Below are 25424 nucleotides of genomic sequence, written 5' to 3'. Positions count from 1 at the left end.
CCCCCAGGCTCAGCCAATAGACTATCAGTATTCCGATATTCGGAACATCTGTTCACCGAAGCAGCTGTATATATGCTTGCTTATTCCTCCTCAAACATTCGGGTCGCTGGGCCCGTCGCCGCCCTAGGGCGGGGTCCGGTGATTTTGGCGAACCTTCCGGCCTCGTTCTGCGCCGGCGCACCGGCGACCAGCAGGGCGCCGAGGATCAGCGCGACTGGTATGGTCCTGCGGATCGGACATCCCCCGCCCGACTCTGGCGCGAATCATCCGGCTCCGCGCGGCGGCGGAGGCCCGGTTTCCATATAGCCGCGGGCTGTTTCCGCCGTTCGTCCTCGCTGTATCCGTGTGTTTCCCGAAAAACCGAATTTGTAACGAAGCATTTCTCGTCGCCTTTCAGAAACAATTCCTTACAAAACTCTGCGTGCGTCCGGACGATTGATGGGCATCATGGTTTCGGGTGGCGGCAAGACGCCGCCCGAAGACAGGTGACAGGACGCGAAGATGGCCAGCAAGACCCTAGCCGAAGCCCGGCGGCGCATGACGCCTTGCGCGACGCGCGGGGATGCGCAGGCCGATGCCGGCGCGGCGCGGATGGTGTCGTCCAGCCTGATCGGGTTCGGCGGCGAAAGCCTGGTCTTTCGGCCGGGCCATGTTCGCGGCGGCCTGCTGGACCTGGTGCCGAATGCGGCCGTCGCCGACGCCCTTTGCGACGGCCTCCCACTGGCCGGCGCGTCTCGGGAAGGGCGGGTCGGATGACGCTGGGCCACGACCACGACTGGCCGACAAGGCTGTTCGGCGCGCTCATCTGGTTCGCCATGACGCTGGCGCTCAGCGTCGAGGTCTGTGCGCTGATCGGCTGGGCCTTCGGCCATGCCGGGCGCGGCGCCGCCATCGGCGGGCTGCTGAACGGGCTGTTCTGGCTCTGGGTGCTCTGGGACAGCGCGGAGAACCGGCGATGAAACCGCCCCCTCCCGCCCCGGCGCAACCTGTGGCAGGCTGAACCGAACCAATCCGTTTTCGACCAGGGATTATCCGCATGAACTTTCGCTCGTTTCTTCTGGGCCTCGTCCTGGCCGCCCTTTCCGTTGCGGGGCAGGCCGAAGCCCAGCAGCAGCCGGCATCCGGCCCGAAGGAAGTCGGCGTCGTCGCGGTCAAGGCCGAATCCGTGCCGCTGGTCAGCACCCTGCCCGGCCGGGCCGTGGCGCGCGACGCGGTGGATATCCGCCCGCGGGTGGACGGTTTCGTGACCGAGGTGCTTTACAATCCCGGCCAGCCGATCAAGGCGGGCGATCCGATGTTCCGGATCGACCCGACCACCTACGAGGCCGCGGTCGAGGAGGCGCGGGCCAATCTCGCTTCCGCCAGGGCGGCCGTGCCGCAGGCCGAGGCCGCCTATGAACGGGCGCGCAGGCTGCAGGGCTCGGGCTCGACCCAGGCGGCGCTGGAACAGGCCCAGGCCACGATGGAGCAGGCGCAGGCCGCCGCCACTGCGGCCGAGGCGGCGCTGAAGCTGGCCGAAACGCAGCTGTCCTGGACCACGATCGCCAACCCGCTGGACGGGCTGCCCTCGGTCGCCGCGGTCTCGCCGGGCGACCTTGTGACCTCGGGGCAAAGCGACGCGCTGGCGACGGTGACGCAGCTCGACCCGATCGACGTGGACATGTACGAACCCTCGGCCCGGCTGCAGCGCATCCGCGACCGCATCGAGTCGGGCCAGATCGAGATGAGCCAGACGCTGAAGGCGCAGCTGACGCTGGAGAACGGCGCGACCTATGCCGCCACCGGCGAGATGGTGGCGCCGGGCTATACCGTCTCGACCTCGACCGGGGCCATCGATTTCCGCTTCCGCTTCGACAATCCCGAGCGCCGCATCCTGCCCGGCATGTTCGTGCGCGGTCGCATCGAGATCGGCCGGATCCAGGCGATCCTGGTGCCGCAGATGGCCGCGACGCGCAGCCGCGACGGCACGCTTTCGGCCTGGGTGGCCGAGGATGGCAAGGCCGCGAAGCGCGTGCTGACCGAGGAGGGCGTGCATCAGAACAGCTGGATCGTCAGCGCCGGGCTGCAAGCAGGCGATGCGCTGATCGTGAACGGCATCACCGGCCTGGCCGAGGGCGCCGAGATCGCCGCCACCCCCGTCGAGATCGACGAGAACGGCGTGGTCCGCGACCTGCCGGCGACGCAGGCGGAGTGATCCGATGGCCCGTTTCTTCATCCACCGGCCGGTCTTTGCCTGGGTTCTGGCCATCATCACCATGCTGGCCGGGGTCTATGGCCTGTCCAGCCTGCCCATCGCGCAATATCCCGACATCGCGCCGACCACCGTGCGCATCAGCGCCACCTATACCGGCGCCTCGCCCGACATCGTCGAGAACTCGGTGACCTCGATCATCGAGGACGGCATGACCGGGCTTGACGGCTTGACCTACATGACCTCGACCTCGTCGCAGGGGTCGAGCTCGATCCAGCTGACCTTTGACGACAGCGTGGATCCGGACATCGCCCAGGTGCAGGTGCAGAACAAGCTGCAACTGGTGACCTCGCAACTGCCCGACGCCGTGCAGAGCCGGGGGGTCTCGGTCACGCGCTCGACCTCGTCGATCCTGCTGGTGGGGGCGCTGACCTCGACCGACGGCAGCATGACCTCGCTGGAACTGGGCGATCTGGTCGCGCAGGTCATCGAGGACCCGGTCAAGCGCACCGCCGGCGTCGGCTCGATCAACAGCTTCGGCTCGGGCTATGCGATGCGGATCTGGCTCGATCCCGACCGGATGCTGCAATACCAGGTCACGCCCTCGGACGTGGTCTCGGCGGTCAGCGAACAGAACACCAACGTCACCGTGGGCAGCCTCGGCAGCCAGCCGACGATCAAGGGCCAGCAGCTGAACGTGCCGCTTTCGGCGCAGTCGCAGCTGACCTCGGTGCGCGAGTTCGAGCGCATCCTGCTGCGCACCGACAGCGACGGCGCCACGGTCTTCCTGGGCGACGTGGCCGATATCGAGATCGGGCAAGAGGATTACGGCTCGTCCTCGCGCTACAACGGCATGCCGGCGGCGGGCTTCGGCGTGAACCTCGCGACCGGAGCCAATGCCGTCGATACGGCCGCCGCCGTGCGCAACGTGCTGGACGGGCTGCAAGCCTCGCTGCCGGCCGGGGTGCAGATCGTCTACCCCTACGACACCTCGCCCTTCGTCGAGGAATCCATCAACCAAGTCTATCACACGCTGATCGAGGCGGTGGTGCTGGTCTTCCTGGTCATCCTGGTCTTCCTGCAAAGCTGGCGGGCGACGCTGATCCCGACGCTGGCGATCCCGGTGGTGCTGCTGGGCACCTTCGGGGTGCTGTCCTTCTTCGGCATGTCGATCAACACCCTGACCATGTTCGCCATGGTGCTGGCCATCGGCCTTCTGGTCGACGACGCCATCGTCGTGGTCGAGAATGTCGAGCGGGTGATGGAGAAGGAAGGCATCGGCCCGGTCGAGGCGACCGAGAAGAGCATGGACGAGATTTCCTCGGCGCTGATCGGCATCGTGCTGGTGCTGTCGGCGGTGTTCCTGCCGATGGCCTTCATGTCCGGCTCGACCGGGGTGATCTATCGGCAGTTCTCGGTCACCATCATCTCGGCCATGGTGCTGTCGCTGGGCGTCGCGCTGATCCTGACCCCGGCCATGTGCGCCACGCTGCTGAAGCCGCGCGGCCATGGCGGCGGCATCGCGCCCGCGCGCTGGTTCAACCGCAGCCTGGACCGCGCCACGAACGGCTATGCCGGGGTGGTGGGCGCCTTCGTGCGCCGGCCCTTCCGCTTCCTGGTCGTGCTGCTGGCCTTCGGCGCCGGGGCATACATGCTCTATCAGAAGCTGCCCGGCTCGTTCCTGCCGTCCGAGGACCAGGGCGTGCTGATGGTCATGGTCGAGACCCCCGAGGGCTCGACCGCCGAGCGCACCAGGGCGCTGGTCGAGGAGGTCGAGCAATACGTGCTGGGCGAGGAAAGCGACACCGCCGAAAGCGTCTTCGCGGCGCTCGGCTTCGGCTTCGGCGGCTCGGGCGCGCGCAATGCGATGATCTTCATCAAGCTCAGGGATTTCGACCAGCGCGAGGGTTTCGACGCCGCCTCGATGGCGACGCGGGGCAACATGAGGTTCATGTCGAACAAGAACGGACAGGTGTTCTTCATGCAGCCGCCGGCCATCCAGGGCATGGGCAATACCGCCGGCTTCACCATGCAGCTGATCGACCAGGCGGGCAACGGGCAGGAGGCGCTGGCCGCGGCCGCCGACGAACTGGTCCGGAAGGCGACGCAGGACGGCCGCGTCACCAGCCTGCAGGGCAATGACGCGCCCTTCGAGACCTCGCGCCGCATCGACATCGACCAGCAGAAGGCCGCGGCCTATGGCCTGTCGATCTCGGACCTGAACACCACGCTGTCGGTGATCTTCGCCAGTGCGAACGTCAACGATTTCGCGCTGGGGGCCGAGCTGCGCCCGGTGATCGTCCAGGGCGCGGCGGGCGCGCGGATGCAGTCCGACGACATCGAGAAATGGTATGTCAGGAACAGCGACGGCGACATGGTGTCCTTCGCCGCCTTCACCGCGCAGGAATGGGACCAGCAGGCGCAGAGCCTGGCCCGCTATGGCGGCACCCGCTCGATGGAGATTTCCGGCGCCGCGGCGCAGGGCGTCTCCTCGGGCACCGCGATGGAGGTGATGGAGGAACTGGTCGCCGGCATGGATGGCGGCTACGGCACCGCCTGGACCGGGCTGTCCTATCAGGAGCGGCTGTCGGGCAACCAGGCGCCCATGCTGTTCGCGCTGTCCGCCCTGGTGGTGTTCCTGGCGCTGGCGGCGCTTTACGAAAGCTGGTCGGTGCCGCTTTCGGTGATGATGACCGTGCCCATCGGCATCGTCGGCGCCATGGCGGCGGCGCTGGCCTTCGGCCAGTCGAACGACGTCTATTTCAAGGTCGGCCTGCTGACCACCATCGGGCTTGCGGCGCGCAACGCCATCCTGATCGTGGAATTCGCCGAGATGCTGCACCGGCAGGGCAAGCCGCTGCTGGAGGCCGCGGTCGAGGCATCGCGCATGCGGCTGCGTCCGATCCTGATGACCACCCTGGCCTTCATGCTGGGCGTCCTGCCCCTGGCGCTGGCCAGCGGCGCGGGCGCGGCGGCGCAGCACTCCATCGGCATCGGCGTGCTGGGCGGCATCGCGGCCTCGGCGGTGATCGGCATCTTCCTCGTCGCCGTCTTCTACGTCGCGGTCCTCAGGACCGTGCAGCATTTCACCAGCAAGAGAGCCAAGACGTGATTTCCCCTTCCCGATTCCTCGGCCCGGCGCTGCTGCTTCTGGCGGCGGGCTGCACGGCCGTCGGACCCGATCCCGACGACCGACCCGCAATCCCCGTGCCCGCGACCTTCGCCGAAGGCGAGACCGCATCCGCCGGCAAGGTCGCCACCCGCGCCTTCTGGGCCGAATATCGCGACCCGGTGCTGAACGAGCTGATCGCGCGCGGCCTGAAGCAGAACCTGGACGAGGCGGCCGCGCGCGAGCGCATCCGCGCCGCCGCCGCCGACCTGCGCGGCACCGGGGTGCTGGCGGCGCAGACATCCGGCTCGGCCGATGCGTCGCGCGAACGCGGCTCCACGGCGGGCGCGGCGGTGCAGAACGTTACCACCTCCAGCCTTGGCGCGAATTTCGTCTTCGACCTGTTCGGCGGCGCCCGGCGCCAAAGGCAGGGCGCGGCGGCCAGCCTCGAGGCCGCCAAGGCGGATCTGGGCACGGCGCGGCTGGCTTGGATCGCCGAGCTGATCGACGCCTATAGCGACGCGCGCTATTACCAGCAGGCCCTGGCGCTGACGCGGCAGACGGTTTCGAGCCGCGAGGAAACCGTCCGCATCACCCGCGAGCAGCGCGAGTTCGGCGTGGTCAGCGAGTTCGACATGGCCCAGGCCGAGGCGCTGCTGGCTGCCGCGCGGGCCGAGATCCCGGGCTATCAGGCACAGTTCGACGCGCAGGTTTTCAGCATCGCGACGCTGCTCAACGAACCGGCCAGCTCGGTTCAGGCGCAGATGCGGCGCGGCTCGGGCCAGCCCCGCATTCCCGGCAGCGCCCGCGCCGGCGTGCCGGCAGACCTCTTGCGCAACCGGCCCGATGTGCGCTCGGCCGAATACGACCTGGCCGCGGCGCTGGCGGCGGTGGGGGTGGCGACGGCCGACCTGCTGCCCTCGCTGACGCTAACGGGTTCGGTCAGCGAAAGCGGCGGGGCGAAGACCTGGGGCTTCGGCCCGGCGATCTCGTTTCCGGTGCTGAACCAGGGCGCGCTGCAGGCCACCCGCGCGCGGCGCATCGCCGAGGGGCGCGAGGCCGAGATCGCCTGGCGGGCCAGCGTGTCGCAGGCGGTCGAGGACGTGCAGGTCGCGCAATCGAACCTGCGCCGCTATCGCCAGCAGGCCGCGGCGCTGGAAGGCGCGGCAGCGGCCTATGACCGGGCCTATCGGCTGGCCCGGACCAGCTTTGCCGAGGGCGGGCTGGCGCTTCTGGACCTGCTCGATTCCGACCGCTCGACGGCCAGCGCCCGGCTCTCGGCCGCCTCGGCCCGCAACCAGGCCGCCAAGGAATGGGCGGCGCTGCAGATCGCCACGGGCGCCGGTGCCGGCGAGGTGGTGCTGGTCAGACGCTAGCGCCGGCGCCGCATGGTGAGTTGATCTGCGCGTGATGCGATCGCTTTGCGAGTCTTCCGGACTGCGCTGCGCAAATGGCCTGATGGGATGCACGGCGCAGGTCTGCTGAATCCGCCGCCTGGGGCCCGGAGTCTGTTCGGTGACGGCCCTGGACAGCAGCCAGATGGCCACGGCCCGCCGGCGGAATGCCGGCGGAACGACCACAAATGCCCGGCGCGACGGGCCAAGCCGCCCTCTGATGGTCCTGACGCAGCTGAACCTGGCCGCGACCCCCGCCATGACGGGAGCCGCCGGGCGCTGCGGGCAGGCCGACCGGCGCTGTGTGGTCAAGACCGAGGCGGTGGGGCAGCCCGCCGTCCCCGACAGCAGTGAACAGACCCGCGAAGGCCCCAAGGTCGGCAATGTCGTGACGGCGGCCCGCACTGAAGGGTGCCGAGGCGCGCAAGCTGACAAGGCGCCGGTTGCAGCTCCCAATGCTCGCCCGTCTCGGGTCTGGGCAGCGCGTGGTTGCGGTGGTCGACCACACCGCCACGCGCCGCGGGCTCGACAACCGCCGGTGCCGTGCCGCCGGGATAGCGGTAGATATGCGGACGGCACGATTGCTAGGCCAGCTGATAAGCTGTCTTCACCACCGTGTAGAACTCGGCAGCATAGCGGCCCTGTTCCCGCGGGCCGAAGGACGAGCCCTTACGCCCTCCGAACGGCACATGATAATCGACGCCTGCGGTCGGAAGATTCACCATGACCATTCCCGCCTCGACCCTACGGCGGAATTCCGAGGCGTGTTTCAGGCTGCCCGTGCAGATGCCGGCCGAAAGGCCAAATTCCGTGTCGTTGGCAGTGGCCAGGGCCTCGTCGAAATCCTCGACCTGGATGACGGAAGCGCAGGGGCCGAAGATTTCCTCGCGGTTGATGCGGGCGCCGTTCGTCGTGTTCAGGAACAGGGCCGGCGCCTGGTAGAAACCGGGCTTGTCCAGCTCCAGCCGCTCGCCGCCAAGCACCTCGGCGGCTTCGCTTCGGGCCAGGTCCACATAGGCAAGGTTGGAATCAAGCTGGCGCTGATCGACCACCGGCCCGATCTGGGTATCCGGCTGCAAGGCATCCCCGACGCGCAGGGCCCGCATTTCGCGGCCAAGCCTCTCGACAAAGGCATCGTGGATGCCTTTCTGCACGATCAGCCGCGAAGACGCCGTGCAACGCTGCCCGGTCGAGAAGAAGGCGCCATTCAGGCAGGCCTGAACCGCGGTCTGCAGATCGGCGTCGTCCATCACCACCATCGGATTCTTGCCGCCCATCTCAAGCTGGACCTTCCGGCGCAGGGTGCCGCATGTCGCGGCGATGCGCGAGCCGGTCGCCACCGAACCCGTGAAGGACACCGCATCGATTCCCGGATGCGACACCAGGGCATCGCCCAAGACCGAACCCTGCCCCATCACCAGGTTGAAGACGCCGGCCGGGCAGCCATGCTTGTGCAGAAGCTGCGCGATCACATGGGCGCAGCCCGGCGTCAGTTCGGCGGGCTTCAGCACCACGCAATTGCCATAGGCAAGCGCGGGCGCGATCTTCCAGGCCGGGATGGCGATCGGAAAGTTCCAGGGCGTGATCAGGGCGATGACGCCCAAAGGCTCTCTGGTGACGGCGACGTCGATGCCGGGGCGGACCGACTGCTGGGCATCGCCGGCGACGCGCAGCGCCTCTCCGGCAAAGAACTTGAAGACCTGGCCCGCGCGGACGGTCTCGCCCATCGCCTCGGGCAGGGTCTTGCCTTCTTCCCGTGCAAGGAGGCGCCCGATCTCTTCCTTGCGCGCCAGCAATTCGGTGCCGACGGCATCAAGCAGGTCGTGCCGGACCTGCGGACCGGCGGAGGCCCAAGCCGGAAAGGCCGACCGGGCAGCGTGGACGGCCTGATCGACCGCGGCGCGGTCCGCAGAGGCAAAGAACCCGATGATGTCGCGGGTATCGGAAGGGTTCACATCGGGGCGGCAGTCGCCGTCCGACAGCCATTCGCCGCCGATCAGGTTGCCCTGGATTTCGTTCCTGTCTTTCATGGTCTTCTCCTGCTGGGTTCAGGCTGCGACGCGCTCGGACGCCAGCCGATCCAGCGATGCGATGGCGGACGCGCCAAGGGCCGTGAAGGGCGGCAGCACGTTCTGCCATTCGGGGTTGGCGGCGCGGCGGGCCACCAGATACTTGACCGCGGGGATCAGAGGGCATGCCGATATGGCGGCCCGCAACTCGGCCAAGCGGGGCACCAGCCCCGTCTCTCCCCGCCAGAGGCGCGCGCAGATCGGGGCTGTGTGGTTCGCCGTGGCCGAGATGCAGCCTGCGAAGCCGTCCCTTCGTCCCTCGGCCAGCGTGGTTTCCGAACTGGGAAAGACCTGCAGGCCGGGGAGCCGGGAGACCAGGCCGCGGCAATAGGAAAGGTCGCCGGAACTGTCCTTGATGCCATCGAACCGCTGCGGCGCCACGGCGTGCAGATGCGCGATCACCGTCTCGGGTATCACGAAGCCGGTCATCTGCGGAAAATTGTAGAACCAGACCCGGATCGGCCGGTCGCCCAGCGCCGCGTGAAGCGCCAGGTACCAGGCGATCAGCCCGGCTTCGGACGGGGGCGTATAGTAATAGGGCGGCAGAACCAGGGCCACGGGATAGCCCAGGTCATCGGCATGGCGGGTCAGGCCGATGGTTTCGTCAATCGACGGCGTGCCGGTCCCGACCATCAGGCGGCGGCGGTCCAGCGTCTCGGCGGCGTGGGTCATGACGGCACGGCGCGTCCCGGCGTCGAAGGAATTCGCCTCGCCGGTGGATCCCAGGACGTTCAATCCGTCACAGCCGTTGGCCAGGGCCCAGCGCGCATGTTCCACAAAGGCGGCCCCGAGGAAGCGGCCCTGTGCATCGATCGGTGTCGGCACCGCAGCGACGATCCCTTTCATCCTGTTCTCCTTCAGATTGCCTGCATGACGGGACGGGGGCGGACCGGCAGATCCGGATGATCCGGCCGGGGCGCCATGCCACGGGACCAGCCGCCGGGTTCTTCCATCTCGCCGGCCTCGTTGACGAAGACCTCGCGGTTGATGCGCGCGAAGATGGCATTTTCGGGGTCCAGCTCGTCCTCGTATCGGATCGCATCGACGGGGCAGATGCTTTCGCACATGCCGCATTCGATGCATTCGGTCGGGTGGATGTAGAACATCCGCTCGCCCTCGTAGATGCAATCGACGGGACAGGAGGTGGTGCAGATCCCGTCCTTGACGTCGATGCAGCGGCCCTGGATGACAAGCGCCATGGCACTTACCGGCCGCGCCAGACGGGGGCGCGCTTCTCGCGGAATGCGGCGACGCCTTCGATCGAATCCTCGGATTTCAGGGCAGCGATCAGGGCCGGGCGGCGCAGGTCGCGCGCTTCATGCGGATTCAGATGGGCCGTCGAACGGATCGTGTCCTTGATCGCGGCCACCGACAAGGGCGCGCAGGACAGGATGTCCGCGACCCAGGCATCGACTTCGGCATCCAGCCGGTCGGGCGGCACGACCGCGTTGACCAGCCCGAACCGCGCGGCCTCTTGCGCGGACAGCATCCGGCCCGTCATCATCAGCCCGGCCGCGATGTTGCGGGGGATCAGGCGCTGAAGGGCGACCATGCCGCCGTCCAGCGGCAGGCGACCGACCCGTGCCTCTGGCAGCCCGAACCGGGCCTCGGTCGAGGCGATGACGATATCGGCGCCCAGCACCATCTCGAACCCGCCGCCAAGGGCAAGGCCGTTGACCCGGGCGATGACGGGCACGGTCAGGCTTTGCCGCAGGGCGATGCCGCCGAAGCCGTTCGGATTGGCGGCGCCCCAGTATTCCAGCCCGCTGAGCCCGTTCGCGGCCTTCATGTCCGCGCCCGCGCTGAAGGCCCGGTCCCCCGCCCCGGTCAGGACCACGCAGCGGATATCGCTGCGCCCCTCGATTTCCGACCAGATGCGGTCAAGCCTGGCATCGGTCGCAGCATCGACGGCATTCATCCGGTCGGGACGGTCGATGGTGACGCGCGCGACCTGATCGACGACTTCGAAGCGGACGGTCATACCGCCTCCTTCCGCGCGACGGCGTTCAGGTTGAATTCGCGGATGATCTCGTCGGTATGCTCCCCCAGCCGCGGCGGCGCATGGCGGATCACCAGAGGGGCCTCGCTGAGATGAACGGGCGACCCGACCAGGGTGATCTTTCCCAGAATCGGGTGGTCCAGGTCCAGCAACATGCCATTGACCGCGGTCTGGGCGTCATCCAGCGCCTCGCCCAGGGAGCGGACGGGGGCGCAGAGCAGGTCCTGATCCTCAAGCCGCTTGATCCAGTGGGCGGTCGTGTTGGTCGCAAAGGCGTCGCGGAATCGTCCCTGCAGATAGGGCTTGTTGGCCCGCTGCGACGCAAGGTTGGGATAATCGGCCGACAGATCCTCGATCTGCAAGGCCGCGCAGATGTCGCGCAGCGGATGCGGCTTGAAGGCGCCGACCACCACCACCGCCCCGTCGGTCGTGTCGAAGACGCCGGTCAGCGGCATCGCGGCCCAGTTCAGCACCTCGCGGTGCTTCGACCATTGCGCGGCCTCTTGCATCTGCATGGCGATCATCGAGTCATAAAGCGAGACGCCGACCTTCTGCCCGCGCCCGGTCCTGGCCCGCGCCAGCAGCGCCGCAAGGATCCCCTGCACAAGATGCATCCCGGCCGTGTAGTCGCAAAGCGTGGTCGGATAGATCGACTTCGGAACCGCCGGGTCCTGGGTCTTTTCCATGACCCCGGTCATCGCCTGGGCCAGCACGTCCTGGCCGCCCTTGTGGGCATAGGGGCCGACCTCTCCGAAGCCGGTGCCCGAGGCGCAGATGATGGCGGGGTTGATCTTCGACAGCGTGTCATAATCGAAGCCCAGGCGCCGCATCACCCCGGCGCGGAAATTGTCCACGACCACGTCCGACTGGGCGACCAGCTCATAGATCATCCGGCGGCCGGCCTCGGACTTGGTGTCGATCTCCACCGACCGCTTGTTGCGGTTGAGCGAGGCGAATACCGCGTTGTTCATCGCCTCCTCGCTCGGCTCTCCGAAGAAGTTGCGCGACAGGTCGCCCTCGCCGGGGCGTTCGACCTTGATCACGTCCGCACCGAAATCGGCCAGCATCTGCGTGGCGCAGGGACCCATCATCACCTGGGTAAAGTCGAGGACGCGGATGCCCTCCAGCGGAAGGTGCTGTTTCGTCATGGTGGTTCCCTTTCTCAGGCGGCGGCGATTGGTTCGATCAGCGCATTGGCCGAGGGCACGTCGCCCGGATCGGCGCCCTGCGCCCGCATCTGCTTCTGGATGGCCCTGACATCGACGTCGCGCAGCGCGCAATTGGCCTGAAGCGCCTTGGCCACGGCCACGCCGGCAGCCTCGCCCTGGGCCATGCAGGGGGGGATTTCACGCGATTGCTTCTGCGCCTCGCTTTCGACCGAATAGTGCCGGCCGGCGACGATCAGGTTGTCGATCCCCCGGGGCAGCAGCGCCCGATAGGGGGTATAGTAGTCCCTGCCCCGGCAGACCGAGTCCGCGAAATGGCGCCGCTTCTTCACGTCGTCCTTGGTGACGATGTATTCGCCCTGCAACAGCCGCGTCTGCCGGATGCCCATCTGTTCCGCCCCCCCCAGCATCTTGGCATTCTCGAAGCCCGGCAGGTTGGCGCGGGCGAAGTCCAGCAGCGCCATCATCCGGCGGCGGCCTTCATATTCGGCCTCGACCATGTGTTCGGGCGACAGGCCGTCATAGCCCGGCATGTGCGGGCAGTTGCACCAGACCACGCCGGGCAGCGGCGTCTTCAGCCACCACATCCCCCAGGCCCCGCCGATGACGCGCCTGGCCTGGCGGTCGAGGGCCTTGAAAGCTTCGGGGTTTTCGTATTCGAACGCTTCCGCCCTGGCGGTGTCCACGTCCATCAGGCGGAAGACGGTCGTGACGATGAACTGCCCGGTCGCGAAGGACGCGCCCGCCGAGGCCGCCACGTCCAGGTCGCCCGAGGCATCCACCACCATCCGCGCACGGATCGCCTGCCGGCCCAGCTTGGTCTGCACGATCACGCCGGTGACACGGCCGTTCTCGACGATGGCTTCGGAAAACCAGCTATGGGTGCGCAGCTCGATCCCGGCCTCGGCGACCAAGTCCAGGCTGACGCGCTTCCAGGCATCGGGGTCGAAGGCGACCGCGTGGATGATCGGCTGCGGCATGCCCTGCTTGTGAAAGTCGATGCAGCCCCAGCGCGCCCATTTCTGCCACATCTCCCAATTGGTCTGGCAATCTTCGGGCGGGGGAAAGACGGCGCCGTCCTGGCGCTGCATCCGGTCCACGAATTCGCTGACGATGCCGGTGGTGACGATCTCGGTTCCCTCGTTCACCATGTCGTCCAGCACGAGGACCATGCCGCCCGACGCCATGCCGCCCAGGTGGTGATAGCGTTCCACCAGCGTCACCCGCGCCCCGTTGCGGGCGGCCGACACGGCGGCGGACAGACCTGCCGGGCCCGCCCCGATCACCACCACGTCGGTGTTGCTGACGACCGGCACCTGCTCGGCCCTGGTGGTGAGAAAATCCCTGATGCGATCGGTCATTTTGGACAAGCTCCTCCTGTCACGCCGGGGCGGGTCAGGACCGCGGCGTCGATTTTCCGGTTGTTTCGAATGGTCTCAGGTTACCAGCGCACGATCCGGCGTTCGGCCAGCGTGACCAGGGCGAACATCAGCACCGACAGCCCCGAGGACATGAGCACCGTGGCGTAAAGCAGCGGCGAGTTGAAATTGAAGGTCGCGTCGATGATCAGCGCACCCAGGCCCAGATCCGCACCGACCCATTCGCCGACGATGGCACCGATGACCGAGGTGGTGGCCGAGATCTTCAGCGCCGAGAACAGGAACGGCAGCGACGACGGCAAGCGCATCTTCCAGAAGACCTCGGCCTTCGACGCCGACAGGATCCGCGCCAGTTCCAGCGTCTGCGGGCTGACCGACTGCAAACCGCGCACCATGTTGACCAGCGTCGGGAAGAAGCAGATCAGCGCGGCGATCACCACCTTTGCCGTCATGCCCGGCCCGAAGATCAGCACAAGGATCGGCGCGATGGCCAGGATCGGGATGGTGTTGACGAAGACGGCGATGGGGAAGAACGCCCGCTCGACATTGCGGGAATGGACGAAGGCCACCGCGATCAGGATGGCGGCAAGATTGCCCACCACGAAGCCCGCCACGCTTTCAAAGAAGGTGGGCCAGAAGTTCTGCATCAGCAGGGGAAACTTCTCGACTAGGGTGACGGCGACGTCCGACGGCGCGGGGGCGATATAGGTCGGGACGCCCAGGGCCCTGACCCCCAGCTGCCACAACCCGACCAGCGCGACGGCTGTTCCGATGGGCACGATGGTCGAGACCAGCCTTTCCCTGCGCGCCGCGCTTCGGGCGAGGGCCTGGGGATCGGCGATGCCAAGGTTTTCGATGACGGCCATCAGCAGGTCTCCAGAAGTTCGCGCAGATAGCTGCAATAGCGGTTGAATTCGGGCGTATCGCGCAGCTTCATCTGCCGCGGCTCGGGCAGGTCGATATCGACGATTTCGCGCAGGCGTCCGGGATTGGCGCGCAGCATGATCACCTTCTGCCCCAGGAAGACCGCCTCGGAAATGGAATGGGTCACGAACAGGATCGTCGTTCCCGTCTCCCGCCAGATGTCCAGCAGCTGAAGGTTCAGCCGGTCGCGGGTCATCTCGTCCAGCGCGCCAAAGGGCTCGTCCATCAGCAGCAGCTTGGGCTGGCACAGCAGCGCGCGCGCAATGGCGACCCGTTGGCGCATCCCGCCCGACAGTTCATGCGGAAGGGCGTTTTCGCGGCCCTTCAGGCCGACCAGCTCCAGCAATTCGCGGGGGCTGCGCGGCCCGGTCGGGATCACGGCCCCGCGCTTGCGCCCGATTTCCAGCGGCAGCTCGACATTCTTCAGGGCCGACCGCCACGGCAGCAGGGCGGCATCCTGAAAGACGAAGGCGAATTCCCGCGCCAGCCGTGCCTCTTCGGTCGTCTTGCCGAAGATCGAGACATCGCCCCCCGCGGCGGGGATCAGGTCCGAGACCAGCCGCAGCAGCGTGGACTTGCCGCATCCCGACGGGCCAAGGATGGTGTAGAACGCGCCGGCCTCGATCCGGAGGTCAAGCTTGTCGATGGCGGTATAGGATCCGAAGCGGACCGTTGCCGCGTCCAGCGTGGCCGCCGGAGCCTTCACCCGCGTCGTGTCGACCGGCTGCCCCACAAGGGTTTCCATGGGTTCCATCATGTCGTTCAACCGTATACCGGCCGCACCGCGGCGATTTCATCCAGCACCGAAAGGGTCATGACGTCGTCGACCGCAGGCGCCCCGCCTTCGAACTGGCCGAGGCGGTCGTAGATGTCGATCTGCGCCTGCCAGTTTTCGCGCGTCATCGTGCCCCAGCCGCGTTCGCGCGTCGCCTCGTCGAAGCTGTATTCGACGACAGCACCCACCGCCGCGAGTTCGGCATCCCGGTCAAGGTTGGGATAACGCGACACGAGGATGTCGACGGCGGCTTCGGGATTGTCATGCACCCAGCCCCAGCCGCGTGCGATCGCGCGCAGCATCCCGCGGACCTGCTCGGGGTTTTCGTTCAGCGACCTGTCGGTGACGTAATAGGGATTGGCGTAAAGCCTGATGCCCGCATCCCACAGGGTCATGTCGACCCGCTCCGGCCCCAGCACCGACAAGGCGCTGACATTGGTTTTCCAGCCGGTCACCACATCGGCCTGGCCGGTCAGCAGCGGCGACATGTCCGCGCCCATCACCCGCACCTCGACCTGGTCCTCGGGGATGCCATTGGCGGCCAGCAGCGCCTGCAACAGAATCCGCGCGGTGCCGTTGGTGGCCACGGTCTTGCCGATCAGATCCTTCGGCTCGCGCACCGGGTTCTTTTCGAGCGAAAAATAGGTGAAGGGATGCTGCTGATACCCTGCCGCGATGCACTTGACCGGCAGCCCCTGCGAGCGCGCCAGCATCAGCGACGGGCTGGAGCTGATCGAGCCGATCTCGGCCCGCCCCGACGCGACCGAGGCCACGCCGTCCACGTTCGGACCTCCGGCGACGACTTCCAGCGCCAGCCCTTCCTCGGCGAAATAGCCGTTCTCATCGGCGGCCAGTTCCCCCAGGATGCCGTTCCCCGCCAGCCACCCGAGCTGCAGCTTGATCGTATGGATATCAGCGGCCCAGGCCCGTTCGATACCGATCCGGGTTCCGACAAAGGCGGCCCCAAGGGCCGTCATGCCCTGCAACAGACTGCGCCGGTCGAGCTTTGTTCTGTGTCGCATCTTTCCATCTCTCTGTTGGTGGTGGGGCGGCCCTTGTTTCGACCTTGTTGCACTGACTTTAGCGTTGCGGATGCAGTGCAGATAGAAGAAAGTTTTACCAACAGTGGTGCAGAAAACGCATCACCCCCCTGGCGTCGAGGCAGCATGCATACCAGCTTCCTGAAGTATTTCGACGAGGTCGCCCGGCAGCGGTCGATCCGCAAGGCGGCGCAGCTTCTCAACGTTTCGTCCACCTCGGTGAACCGCAAGATCCTCAACGTCGAGCAGCGGCTGGGCGTCTCGATCTTCGACCGCACCCCGGAGGGCGTGGAGCTGACGGCCGTGGGCGCGATCCTTCTGGAGCATTGCCGTACGGTGCTTCACGATTTCGAGCGCACCAAGATCCTGATCGACGACATGCGCGATCTGCGCACGGGGCATATCAACATCTGCACGATCGATTCGATTGCGATGGGCTGCCTGCCCCGGGCGATGAACGAATTCGGAAAGATCTATCCCGACATCTCGATCTCCGTCACGACCGCCCAACCCGAGGACGCAGTGCAGGCCGTGGCCAGCGGCGCGGCCGAGATCGGCATCGCCTTCACGTTCTCGGATCATCCCGGCGTCAGGCTGCTATCCGAAAAATCCGCGCCCTTTGGCGTCATCGTTCGTCCCGACCATCCGCTTGCCGGCCGAACCAGCGTCACACTCGACGACATTGCCGCCTACAGGCTGGTGCGCACCATCGATGCCCGCGGCGGGAACTCGATCATCGATCAGGCGATCACGACATTGGTCACGCCGCTGTCGACACATATCTTCACGAACACATTGTTTCTTGCGAAGCAGATGATCCTGGGCGGTCATGGTATCGGGCTTTATACCAAGATCGGCTTCTACGACGATATCGAAGACGGCCAGCTCCGCTTCGTGCCGTTGATCCAGGAGATGCTTGCCAACATCCGGGTGGGGATCTTCGTCTCCACCTCAAGCCCCATCGACCCGGCCAAGCACCTGATGTGCAACGCGCTTGCAAGGGAAATGGCAGGCATGCGTCTGGATTCCTGAAGGGGTTGCTGCGCAAGCACGGCCGGAGGCGGCGGCCTTCCTGTCCTGCCATGGGTCCTTCGTCCCGCGCGGGCAGGCCGGCTTGCGGATATCTGAAGCTCACCTTCACAAACTGTAAAGAAAACATACAAGACTACGGGCCTGATTCGGCGCAAGCTTGCTCTCACGGCCCAAGCCGATGGGAGGAATTCATGACAGATCAAAGCCGCGTATCTGCGGCGTCCAACGTTTCGTTGGCGCTGCGGGCATGGAATATTCGTCGCAAGGCCCTGCTGATGGGCGAGGTGCAGGGACAGGGCTATATCGGCCAGGCGCTCGGCGTGGCCGATGTGCTGGCCGCATCCTATTTCCACGCCCTGAACTACGACCCCCGAAACCCGGAATGGGAAGGCCGCGACCGCTTCCTGCTGTCGATCGGGCATTACGCCATCGCGCTTTACGCCGTGCTGATGGAGGCCGGCATCCTGCCCGAGGAAGAGCTTGAGACCTACGGCATGGATGATTCCCGCATGCCGATGTCGGGCATGGCCTCCTATACTCCGGGGATGGAGATCACCGGCGGTTCGCTGGGTCACGGGCTGGGCATCGCCGTCGGCATGGCGATGGGGCTGAAGCGCAAGAACAGCCCGGCCTTCGTCTACAACCTGATGTCGGACGGCGAATTGGGCGAGGGATCGACCTGGGAGGCAGTGATGTCCGGCGTCCAGCACCGGCTGGACAACCTGATCTGCCTTGTCGATTTCAACGACCAGCAGGCCGACGGCAAATCGACCGCCGCGCTGGCCCAGGGCGACGAGCGTGCCAAATGGCAGGCCTTCGGCTGGCACGCGCAACGGGTCGACGGCAACGACCTTGCGGCCGTCGTCGCGGCCCTGGACGCGGCACGCGAAACCGACCACCCCGGCCCCCGCGTCATCATCTTCGACACCACCATGTGCAAGGGCGTCGATTTCCTGGAGAAACGCGAAATCACGCATTTCGTCCGCGTCGAGGCGGATGAATGGGCCAAGGCCCTGGCCGTCTTGGAAGAGGGGAAACCGCAATGACGCTGGCATCCATGAAGCGTAAATACGAACCGCGCAAGCTGCCCGAGGGGCCGCGCGTGGCCACCACGGCGATGATCGCCTCGCTGGCGGCCGAGGGCTATGACACCGTGGCGGCGCCCTTCGGCCATGCGCTGGTCGAGGCGGCGCAGAAGGACGACAGGATCGTCGGCCTGTCCGCCGACCTGGCCAAATATACCGACCTGCACATCTTCGCGCAGGCGATGCCCGACCGCTTCTATCAGATGGGCATGGCCGAGCAGTTGCTGATGTCGGCCGCCGCCGGGCTGGCGCGCGAGGGCTTCAACCCGTTCGCGACGACCTATGCGGTCTTTGCCAGCCGCCGCGCCTATGACTTCATCGCCATGGCCATCGCCGAGGAGAACCTGCCGGTCAAGATCGTCTGCGCCCTGCCGGGCCTGACCACCGGCTACGGCCCCAGCCATCAGGCGACCGAGGATCTGGCGATCTTCCGCGGCCTGCCGAACATGACCGTGATCGATCCCTGCGACGCCGACGACATCATCGGCATGGTGCCGCAGATCGCCGCCCATGACGGCCCGGTCTACAGCCGCCTGCCGCGCGGCAAGGTGCCATCGGTTCTGACCCGCCACAAGCCGGACTACAGGTTCCAGTTGGGCAAGGCGCAGGTAATTCGCGAGGGCGGGGACGTGCTGATCGTCTCGACCGGGTTCATGACCATGCGCGCGCTGGATGCCGCCGAGGCGCTGGCCCGGGACGGGGTCGATGCGGCGGTGCTGCATGTGCCGACGATCAAGCCCCTGGATACCGAGACGATCCTGGCCGAGGCGCGCAAGGGCGGGCGGCTGGTCGTCACGGCCGAGAACCACACCGTCGTTGGCGGCCTGGGCGAGGCGGTCGCCACTACGCTGCTGACCAACGGCGTCACCCCCGCCTTCCGCATGATCGGCCTGCCGGACCAGTTCCTGGAGGCCGGAGCCCTGCCGACCCTGCACGAGATGTATGGGCTGACGGTCGGCAAGATCACCGAACGCATCAAGGGCTGGCTGTAAGCCGGCCCCCCAATTCAGACAATCAGGAGGAGAAGGCCATGGGCCTGCTGGACGGAAAATTCGCGGTGGTGACCGGAGCGGCCTCGCCGCGCGGCCTGGGCAAGGCCACGGCGCAACTTTTTGCCGAACATGGCGCCACCGTCGCCATTCTGGACCTGGACGCCGATCAGGCCAGGGCCGCCGCGGCCGATCTGGGCGAAGGCCATGTCGGGCTGGCCTGCGACGTGACCGACCTTGACGCCTGCAAACGCGCAGCGGACGAATTGCTGCAACGCTGGGGCCGCATCGACGTGCTGGTCAACAATGCCGGCATCACCCAGCCGCTGAAGATCATGGATATCGCGCCCGGAAACTATGACGCGGTTCTGGACGTGAACCTGCGCGGCACGCTCTACATGAGCCAGGCGGTCATTCCCGCCATGCGCGAACGGAAGGCGGGCAGCATCGTCAACCTGTCCTCGGTCTCGGCGCAGCGCGGGGGCGGCATCTTCGGCGGTCCGCATTATTCGGCGGCCAAGGCCGGCGTGCTGGGCCTGACCAAGGCCATGGCGCGCGAACTGGCGCCGCAGAACATCCGCGTGAACGCGGTCTGCCCCGGCTTCATCGCCACCGACATCACCGCCGGCAAGCTGACGCCCGAGATGATGGACGGCATCCTTGCCGGCATCCCGATGGGCCGCGCCGGCGAGGCGCGCGACGTGGCCGGCTGCTGCCTGTTCCTGGCCTCGGATCTGGCGTCCTATTGCACGGGAACCGAGGTCGACGTGAACGGCGGCTCGCTCATTCACTGAAAAAAAGGCCTGCCGCGAGGAGGCGGCAGGCCCCATCATCTGCTTATTGGGAGGAAACACCATGAACCGCACCATCCTTGGGGCAATCCTGTCCGGCACCGTCTTTGCCGGTGCCGCCGCCGCCGATACCATCATCCTGGCCCATGCGCAGCCGCCGGGCAATCCGCGCTCGCTGGCGGCCGAGTTCTTCGCCGAAAAGCTGTCGGCCTGCACCCAGGGCCGCATCACCGTCAACGTGGCGGGCGCCGCGACGATGGGCGACGATGTCGAGGCGCTGACCTCGACCTCGGCCAATGTGATCCAGATCACCGCCAACAGCCAGGGCGCCACGGCGCAGATCGTCCCGGAACTGAACGTGATCGGCCTGCCCTTCCTGTTCGCGGATGCGCCGAGCGCCTGGAAGGCGATCGACGGCGAGATCAAGGCGCAGATCGACGAAAGGGCGCAGAATGCCGGGCTGAAGCTGCTGGGCTTCTGGGACAACGGCATCCGCCATGTCAGCCACCTGTCCCGGTCGATCACCACGCCGGCCGACCTCAAGGGCGTCAAGATCCGCACGCCGCCCGACGACATGACCATCGCGATCTTCAAGGCGCTTGGCGGCAACCCGGCGCCGCTGACCTTCGCGGAACTGCCGACCGCGCTGCAATCCGGGGTCTTCGAGGCGCAGGAGAACCCCCTGACGAACATCTATTCGTCCAAGCTGCACGAGATCACCAGGCATATCTCGCTGACCGGCCATAAATACGAGACCTCGCCGCTGCTGGCCAGCATGGCCTGGTGGGCGTCGCTGTCGCCCGAGGATCAGGCCTGCGTCCAGACCTCCGCCGACGAGGCGACGGCGTTCCAGCGGCAGACTGCCGAAGAGCAGGAGGTGGAGGTCCGCCAGAAGCTGGAGGCCGAGGGCGCCATCGTCACCGAACTCGAAGATCGTCAGGCTTTCATCGACGCGACGGCGGGGGTCTATGACGAATATCGCGCCCGCTTCCCGGAACTGGTCGATGCGATCATCGCCGAGGCCGCAAAATGACCGGCGCGCTTCATCCCGACACCGCCGGAAAGGAGGGGCGCCCGGCGCCCCCCGTCCTGCGCGGCATCGTCGCGGCGCTGGACATGTCGGGGCGGCTGGTCTGCGTCGCGACCCTGATCGTGCTTTTCGTGGGGCTGATGGCCAATGTCGTCCTGCGCTATGTCTATGGCCAGGGGCTGGACTGGGCCTATGAGATCCATGCCATCCTGCTGCCCTGGATGATCGCCGGCGGGGTGGTGATCGCCACCGTCCACAGCCGCAACATCGCCATCACCATCCTGCCGGACCTGCTGTCCGACAGCGGCCGCAGGGTGCTGTTCATCCTCGTCTCGGTGCTGACGCTGCTGATCTCGGTCTTCGTGGTCTGGTCCGCGTTCCCGATCATCCGCGCGGCGCAATACCAGCGTCTCAGCGCCCTGGGCGGGATCAGCCAGCTTTGGGGCTATGCCAGCCTTGTCTACGGCTTCGGCGGCATCGCCGTGATCTGCGCCTGCGACCTGATCGCCGCGCTGATGGGCCGGACGCTGCGCAATGTCGAAACCGCTTCGAGCCTGAGCTGAGGAGGACCCGGAATGACCCCGATTCTCGTGATCGCATTCTTCGGCCTGATGGCGCTGTCCGTGCCGGTGGCCCATGCCATGCTGGGCGGCACCGCGCTGGCGCTGCTGGCGGACGGCAAGCCGCTGGCGGTGATCGCCCAGCGCCTCTATGCGCCGACGCAGGCCTTTCCGATGCTGGCGATCCCCTATTTCATCCTGGCCGGCTCGCTGATGATGCACGGCAAGTTCGGCGAATACCTGGTCAATATCGCGCGGCTGATCGTCGGGCGCTATCGCGGCGGGCTGGGGCAGGTCAGCATCCTCGGCTCGGTGATGTTCGGCGGCGTCTCGGGCTCGGCGGTGGCCGATGCCTCGGCCATGGGCAATGCGCTGATCCCGGTGCAGGTGCGCGACGGCTATCCCGCGCCTTTCGCGGCGGCGATCAACGCCTCGTCCTCGACCATCTCGGTGCTGATCCCGCCCTCGATCCCGCTGATCCTCTACGGGCTGGTGGCGAATGTCTCGATCGTGGACCTGTTCGTCGCCGGCATCCTGCCGGGCCTGCTGCTGGCCGCGGGCATGATGACCATGGTCTGGTTCGTCGCCAGGCGCCGCGGCCTGCCCGCCGCACCGCTGCCCGGCGGCTTCCGCGCCTTCAGAAGCCAGATCGTCTTCGCGCTGCCGGCGCTTCTGATGCCGATCTTCATCATCGGCACCCTGCGCTTCGGCATCGCCACGCCCACCGAGGTCAGCGTCATGGCTGTCGCCTATGCGCTGCTGATCGGCATCTTCTTCTATCGCGACGTGACGCCCCGGCTGATCTGGAACGCGCTGGTCGATACCGGCATGATGACCGGCGCGGTGATGCTGATCATCATGGCCTCGGGCACGATCCAGTGGATCCTGACCGCCGAGCAGGTGCCGCAGAACCTGGCCGGCTTCGTCTCGACCCACCTGACGCAACCGTGGATGGTGCTGATCGCGCTGAACCTGGTGATGCTGGTCGTCGGCATGTTCCTGGACCTGCCTGCCGCGGTGCTGCTGCTGGCGCCGCTGTTCGTGACCATCGGCAACACGATCGGGCTGGACCCGGTGCAGCTGGGGCTGATGATGGTGATCAACCTGTCGATAGGGCTTTACACGCCGCCGGTCGGGACGACGCTGTTCATCTCGATGGCCATCGCGCGGACGGGGATCGGCCAGACCACCAGGGCGCTGCTGCCCTTCTATCTGGTGGCGCTGGCGCTTTTGCTGGCCTTCACCTTCATCCCGGCCCTGACGATCTACTGAGCGGCCGGAAACCGGGAATGCCGGGCATCATCGCCCGGCATTCCTTCATCGCTCCTCGGACGTGACGAAGGCCGCCCGGCGCTCGAAGCGGGTCCGGTGCCCGCGTTCCTCCAGCCAGGCCCGCGCCTCGCGCATATGCTGGCGGCCCCTGTCCTTGACCCAGTCCGAGAACAGCCGCACCGCCCGGCGTCCCACATGGCGATGCGGGCAGACGATCCAGTATCCCGGAAACTCGATCACCTCGAACGCGGTCGAGAAGGGCACCAGATCGCCGCGCCGCAATTCCTCGAAGGCCAGCGTCATGCTGTCCAGGATCACACCGCCGCCGTCCATCGCCATCTGCACCGACATGCTCGACCGGTCGAAGCGGCAGGGATAGGACATCGAGGTGCCCTGCACGCCGTTGCGGGGCAGCCAGTAATCCCAGCGGTAATAGGCCTTGACGCTGTCGATCAGCCTTGCATGGCGCAGCTGCTCGCGCGGGTCGTCCGAGATCCTGCGCAACTCCTCGCGATAGGCGGGCGAGCACATGGGAAAGACGAAATCATGCACGACGCAATCGGTATGCAGCCCCTCCCAGTCGCCTTCGCCATAGCGCAGGTCCATGTCCACGACCTCGGTGTCGAATTCGGTGAAATTGGGCGTCGCATCGACCCGGACATCCCATTCCGGATGCCTGCGGCAGAAATCCGCAAGTCGAGGCGCCAGCCAGCGCACCCCGAAGGACGGGCTGACCCGGATCGACAGATTATGCGTTTCGCGCTGGCGGATGATGGCGGCGCGGACCTCGCGGATGGACTGGAAGGCCTGCGAGGTGGTCTGGAACAGCCGCTCGCCGTCGATGGTCAGACGCAGATGGCGCTTTTCGCGATGGAACAGCTTCACGCCCAGATTCTGCTCCAGCAGCTTGATCTGCTGGCTGACCGCCGAAGCCGAGACCTGCAATTCCTCGGCGGCGCGCATGACCCCGCCCAGCCGGGCGACGGCCTCGAAATGCGCCATGGACAGAAGATTGAGGTCGCGGGCCACAGCTTTGCTCTTCAGGTGGAATGCACAGACAGGTAAGTCTGGCTTATCTGCGGCCGGCAGCAAAGGGGTTTGCGCGGCCAGCGGACGCATGGACGCCCCGGGCCCGGATTTTCAGGCAGCCCCCGGCACCGGTAGCTGAAAAGCGCGCCGGAGGGGCCAGGGAAGCAGAAGACCGTCCCATCCGGCGCCTCGGCAGGAGCGAGGCGCCTTCCCGTTCAGAAGGCCCGCGGCGGGTTCATCGTCACTCGGCCGCCATGCGGCTGGGGGCGAGGCTGCGTTCCATCCATGCGGCATACCAGTCGATGAACTGGATCACGCCGCTTTCCCAGTCGGGCGAATAGGGGCCGGGAACATAGGCCGGCGAGAAGATGCCTTCCTGGTTGGTCTCGACGATCTCACGATCCTCGTCATTGGTGGCGATCCAGACCTCGGTCAGGCGCTGAAGATCGTAATCCACCCCCTCGACCGCATCCTTGTGCACCAGCCAGGTGGTCGTCACCTCGGTCTCGGTCGGGCTGATCGGGGTGACGCGGAAGGTCAGCGAGTGATCCGGCAGGAAATGGTTCCAGGTCGAGGGATAGTGAAAGACCAGCAGCGAGCCGGCGTCGGGCTTGGCGACGCGGCCCAGCTGGCGCGTCACAGCCGCCTTGCCGTCCATCGTATAGCTGACGGCGGTTTCCTGCAGCGGCATCCGCGCCAGCCGGAACTGGCCGTCGCCGCCCAGCAGGAACTGCGCCGGGGCGCCCGCCGAGGCACAGGCGTCGAAATGCGTCTGCAACCGCGCCGAGATCGAGCCGTCGGCCGAAACCCCCGCCACCTCGGGATCCAGCGGGAAGGACCGGCACAGCGCCGGATGGTTGCCGCTGCAATGATAGCATTCGCGGTTGTTTTCCCACACCAGCTTCCAGTTGCCCTTCTCGATGATCGAGGAGCTGTAGGCGACCTTGGCGTCCTGAAGGTCATGGACCGCCAGATAGGGCTCGGCCTGGCGGGCGAAGGTCTCGAAATCCGGCGGGTTGTCCGACAGGCAGATATAGATCAGCCCCTTGAGGTTGCGCAGCGCCACCCCGCGCAGCCCGTGCTGGGTCGGGTCGAAATCGGGGCCCATGCTGTTGGCCCAGATCAGCTTGCCGTCCAGGTCGTAGGTCCATTGGTGATAGGGACAGACCAGCTTGGCCACCTGACCCTCGCGCTGCTTGCAGACGATCGAGCCGCGATGCCGGCAGGAGTTGTGGAAGGCGCGGATTTCCCCGTCGCGGCCCTTGACGATGACGATGTTATAGGCGCCGACCCGCAGCGTCGCGTAGCTGCCGGGCTTGACCAGCTGGCAGGCCGGGATGGCATAGAGCCATTCGCGGTAGAAGATATGCTCCAGATCCTGCTGATAGATCTCGGGCGAGGTATAGAAGGGCTGTTCCAGCGCGTGTCCGGGAATCCGGCGGGCAAGCAGGTCATGCAGATTCGTGTTGGTGGCGGACATGTTCGGCTTCCAGGGGATGAGGGTGAATCTGCCCTGACGTTCCCCCGGATGCGCCGGCTTGACAACGGCATTAAAATTCACCTTGGATTATTTCAGCTAATCCAAGACCG

The 25424-nt window shown here is 66.6% G+C and carries 23 protein-coding genes; 12 read left to right on the top strand and 11 right to left on the bottom strand.

The features are described from left to right. Positions 1–501: 501 nt before the first annotated feature. The 5 genes from LOS78_RS20990 to LOS78_RS20970 all read left to right on the top strand — a co-directional run bounded on the left by LOS78_RS20990 (position 502) and on the right by LOS78_RS20970 (position 6676). The gene (locus tag LOS78_RS20990) at positions 502–756 is read left to right on the top strand and encodes a hypothetical protein (RefSeq protein ID WP_230378611.1); all 255 of its coding nucleotides are present in this window, start codon (positions 502–504) and stop codon (positions 754–756) included. Next, positions 753–959, top strand: a complete 207-nt coding sequence (locus tag LOS78_RS20985; RefSeq protein ID WP_230378610.1) for a hypothetical protein — start codon at positions 753–755, stop codon at positions 957–959. Before LOS78_RS20990 ends, LOS78_RS20985 begins: the two co-directional genes overlap by 4 nt. Before the next feature lie 77 nt (positions 960–1036). Beyond that, entirely contained in the window at positions 1037–2194 is a 1158-nt protein-coding gene (locus LOS78_RS20980) for an efflux RND transporter periplasmic adaptor subunit (RefSeq protein WP_230378609.1), read from the top strand. 4 nt (positions 2195–2198) lie between these two features. Beyond that, positions 2199–5303 (top strand): efflux RND transporter permease subunit, encoded by a 3105-nt coding sequence (locus LOS78_RS20975; protein ID WP_230378608.1) that lies wholly within the window; start codon positions 2199–2201, stop codon positions 5301–5303. Then, positions 5300–6676 (top strand): efflux transporter outer membrane subunit, encoded by a 1377-nt coding sequence (locus LOS78_RS20970; protein WP_230378607.1) that lies wholly within the window; start codon positions 5300–5302, stop codon positions 6674–6676. The genes LOS78_RS20975 and LOS78_RS20970 overlap by 4 nt, the downstream gene beginning before the upstream one ends. 602 nt (positions 6677–7278) lie before the next feature. Here LOS78_RS20970 and LOS78_RS20965 read toward each other — a convergent pair. From LOS78_RS20965 to LOS78_RS20925, 9 genes are all read right to left on the bottom strand, one after another. Beyond that, positions 7279–8724, bottom strand: a complete 1446-nt coding sequence (locus tag LOS78_RS20965) for an aldehyde dehydrogenase family protein (RefSeq protein ID WP_230378606.1) — start codon at positions 8722–8724, stop codon at positions 7279–7281. Between the two features lie 18 nt (positions 8725–8742). Next, positions 8743–9609 carry a dihydrodipicolinate synthase family protein gene (locus LOS78_RS20960; RefSeq protein WP_230378605.1) on the bottom strand — a complete coding sequence of 289 codons (867 nt, stop codon included), beginning with the start codon at positions 9607–9609 and terminating at the stop codon, positions 8743–8745. A gap of 11 nt (positions 9610–9620) precedes the next feature. Then, positions 9621–9962, bottom strand: coding sequence for a ferredoxin family protein (locus LOS78_RS20955; RefSeq protein WP_028713583.1), 342 nt, complete (start codon positions 9960–9962; stop codon positions 9621–9623). Between the two features lie 5 nt (positions 9963–9967). Further along, positions 9968–10744, bottom strand: coding sequence for an enoyl-CoA hydratase-related protein (locus LOS78_RS20950; RefSeq protein WP_230378604.1), 777 nt, complete (start codon positions 10742–10744; stop codon positions 9968–9970). Then, positions 10741–11910, bottom strand: coding sequence for a CaiB/BaiF CoA-transferase family protein (locus LOS78_RS20945; RefSeq protein WP_230378603.1), 1170 nt, complete (start codon positions 11908–11910; stop codon positions 10741–10743). The genes LOS78_RS20950 and LOS78_RS20945 overlap by 4 nt, the downstream gene beginning before the upstream one ends. A gap of 14 nt (positions 11911–11924) precedes the next feature. Continuing rightward, positions 11925–13289 carry an FAD-dependent oxidoreductase gene (locus LOS78_RS20940; protein WP_230378602.1) on the bottom strand — a complete coding sequence of 455 codons (1365 nt, stop codon included), beginning with the start codon at positions 13287–13289 and terminating at the stop codon, positions 11925–11927. A gap of 80 nt (positions 13290–13369) precedes the next feature. Then, complete coding sequence (locus LOS78_RS20935) at positions 13370–14173, bottom strand: ABC transporter permease (protein ID WP_028713587.1); 804 nt, start codon at positions 14171–14173, stop codon at positions 13370–13372. Beyond that, on the bottom strand, positions 14173–14976 hold the full coding sequence (locus tag LOS78_RS20930; RefSeq protein ID WP_028713588.1) for an ABC transporter ATP-binding protein: 804 nt from the start codon (positions 14974–14976) through the stop codon (positions 14173–14175). The genes LOS78_RS20935 and LOS78_RS20930 overlap by 1 nt, the downstream gene beginning before the upstream one ends. 17 nt (positions 14977–14993) lie before the next feature. Then, on the bottom strand, positions 14994–16028 hold the full coding sequence (locus LOS78_RS20925) for an ABC transporter substrate-binding protein (RefSeq protein ID WP_028713589.1): 1035 nt from the start codon (positions 16026–16028) through the stop codon (positions 14994–14996). A gap of 144 nt (positions 16029–16172) precedes the next feature. On the opposite strand from LOS78_RS20925, the gene LOS78_RS20920 reads away from it, so the two are divergent. The 7 genes from LOS78_RS20920 to LOS78_RS20890 all read left to right on the top strand — a co-directional run bounded on the left by LOS78_RS20920 (position 16173) and on the right by LOS78_RS20890 (position 22805). Continuing rightward, positions 16173–17078, top strand: a complete 906-nt coding sequence (locus tag LOS78_RS20920; RefSeq protein WP_028713590.1) for a LysR family transcriptional regulator — start codon at positions 16173–16175, stop codon at positions 17076–17078. 191 nt (positions 17079–17269) lie between these two features. Beyond that, on the top strand, positions 17270–18124 hold the full coding sequence (locus LOS78_RS20915; protein ID WP_230378601.1) for a transketolase: 855 nt from the start codon (positions 17270–17272) through the stop codon (positions 18122–18124). Next, positions 18121–19155, top strand: a complete 1035-nt coding sequence (locus LOS78_RS20910) for a transketolase family protein (protein ID WP_230378600.1) — start codon at positions 18121–18123, stop codon at positions 19153–19155. Before LOS78_RS20915 ends, LOS78_RS20910 begins: the two co-directional genes overlap by 4 nt. A gap of 38 nt (positions 19156–19193) precedes the next feature. Further along, positions 19194–19946 carry an SDR family NAD(P)-dependent oxidoreductase gene (locus LOS78_RS20905; protein WP_230378599.1) on the top strand — a complete coding sequence of 251 codons (753 nt, stop codon included), beginning with the start codon at positions 19194–19196 and terminating at the stop codon, positions 19944–19946. Between the two features lie 61 nt (positions 19947–20007). Next, complete coding sequence (locus LOS78_RS20900) at positions 20008–20976, top strand: TRAP transporter substrate-binding protein (protein ID WP_230378598.1); 969 nt, start codon at positions 20008–20010, stop codon at positions 20974–20976. Next, positions 20973–21536, top strand: a complete 564-nt coding sequence (locus tag LOS78_RS20895; RefSeq protein WP_230378597.1) for a TRAP transporter small permease — start codon at positions 20973–20975, stop codon at positions 21534–21536. Before LOS78_RS20900 ends, LOS78_RS20895 begins: the two co-directional genes overlap by 4 nt. Positions 21537–21548: 12 nt before the next feature. Further along, entirely contained in the window at positions 21549–22805 is a 1257-nt protein-coding gene (locus LOS78_RS20890) for a TRAP transporter large permease (protein WP_230378596.1), read from the top strand. A 45-nt stretch (positions 22806–22850) separates the two neighbouring features. Here LOS78_RS20890 and LOS78_RS20885 read toward each other — a convergent pair whose 3' ends face one another. Together LOS78_RS20885 and LOS78_RS20880 are read right to left on the bottom strand one after the other, a co-directional pair. Continuing rightward, positions 22851–23807: a LysR substrate-binding domain-containing protein gene (locus tag LOS78_RS20885; RefSeq protein ID WP_036698341.1), complete on the bottom strand. Its 957-nt coding sequence runs from the start codon at positions 23805–23807 to the stop codon at positions 22851–22853. Positions 23808–24075: 268 nt separating this feature from the next. After that, positions 24076–25314 (bottom strand): aromatic ring-hydroxylating dioxygenase subunit alpha, encoded by a 1239-nt coding sequence (locus tag LOS78_RS20880; protein WP_230378595.1) that lies wholly within the window; start codon positions 25312–25314, stop codon positions 24076–24078. Between the last annotated feature and the right edge of the window lie 110 nt (positions 25315–25424).

It is taken from the genome of Paracoccus sp. MA (genome assembly GCF_020990385.1).
Taxonomy (GTDB): Bacteria; Pseudomonadota; Alphaproteobacteria; order Rhodobacterales; family Rhodobacteraceae; genus Paracoccus.
The sequence above is the reverse complement of the archived record's forward strand: the minus strand, read 5'-3'. Positions and strand labels throughout refer to the sequence as shown.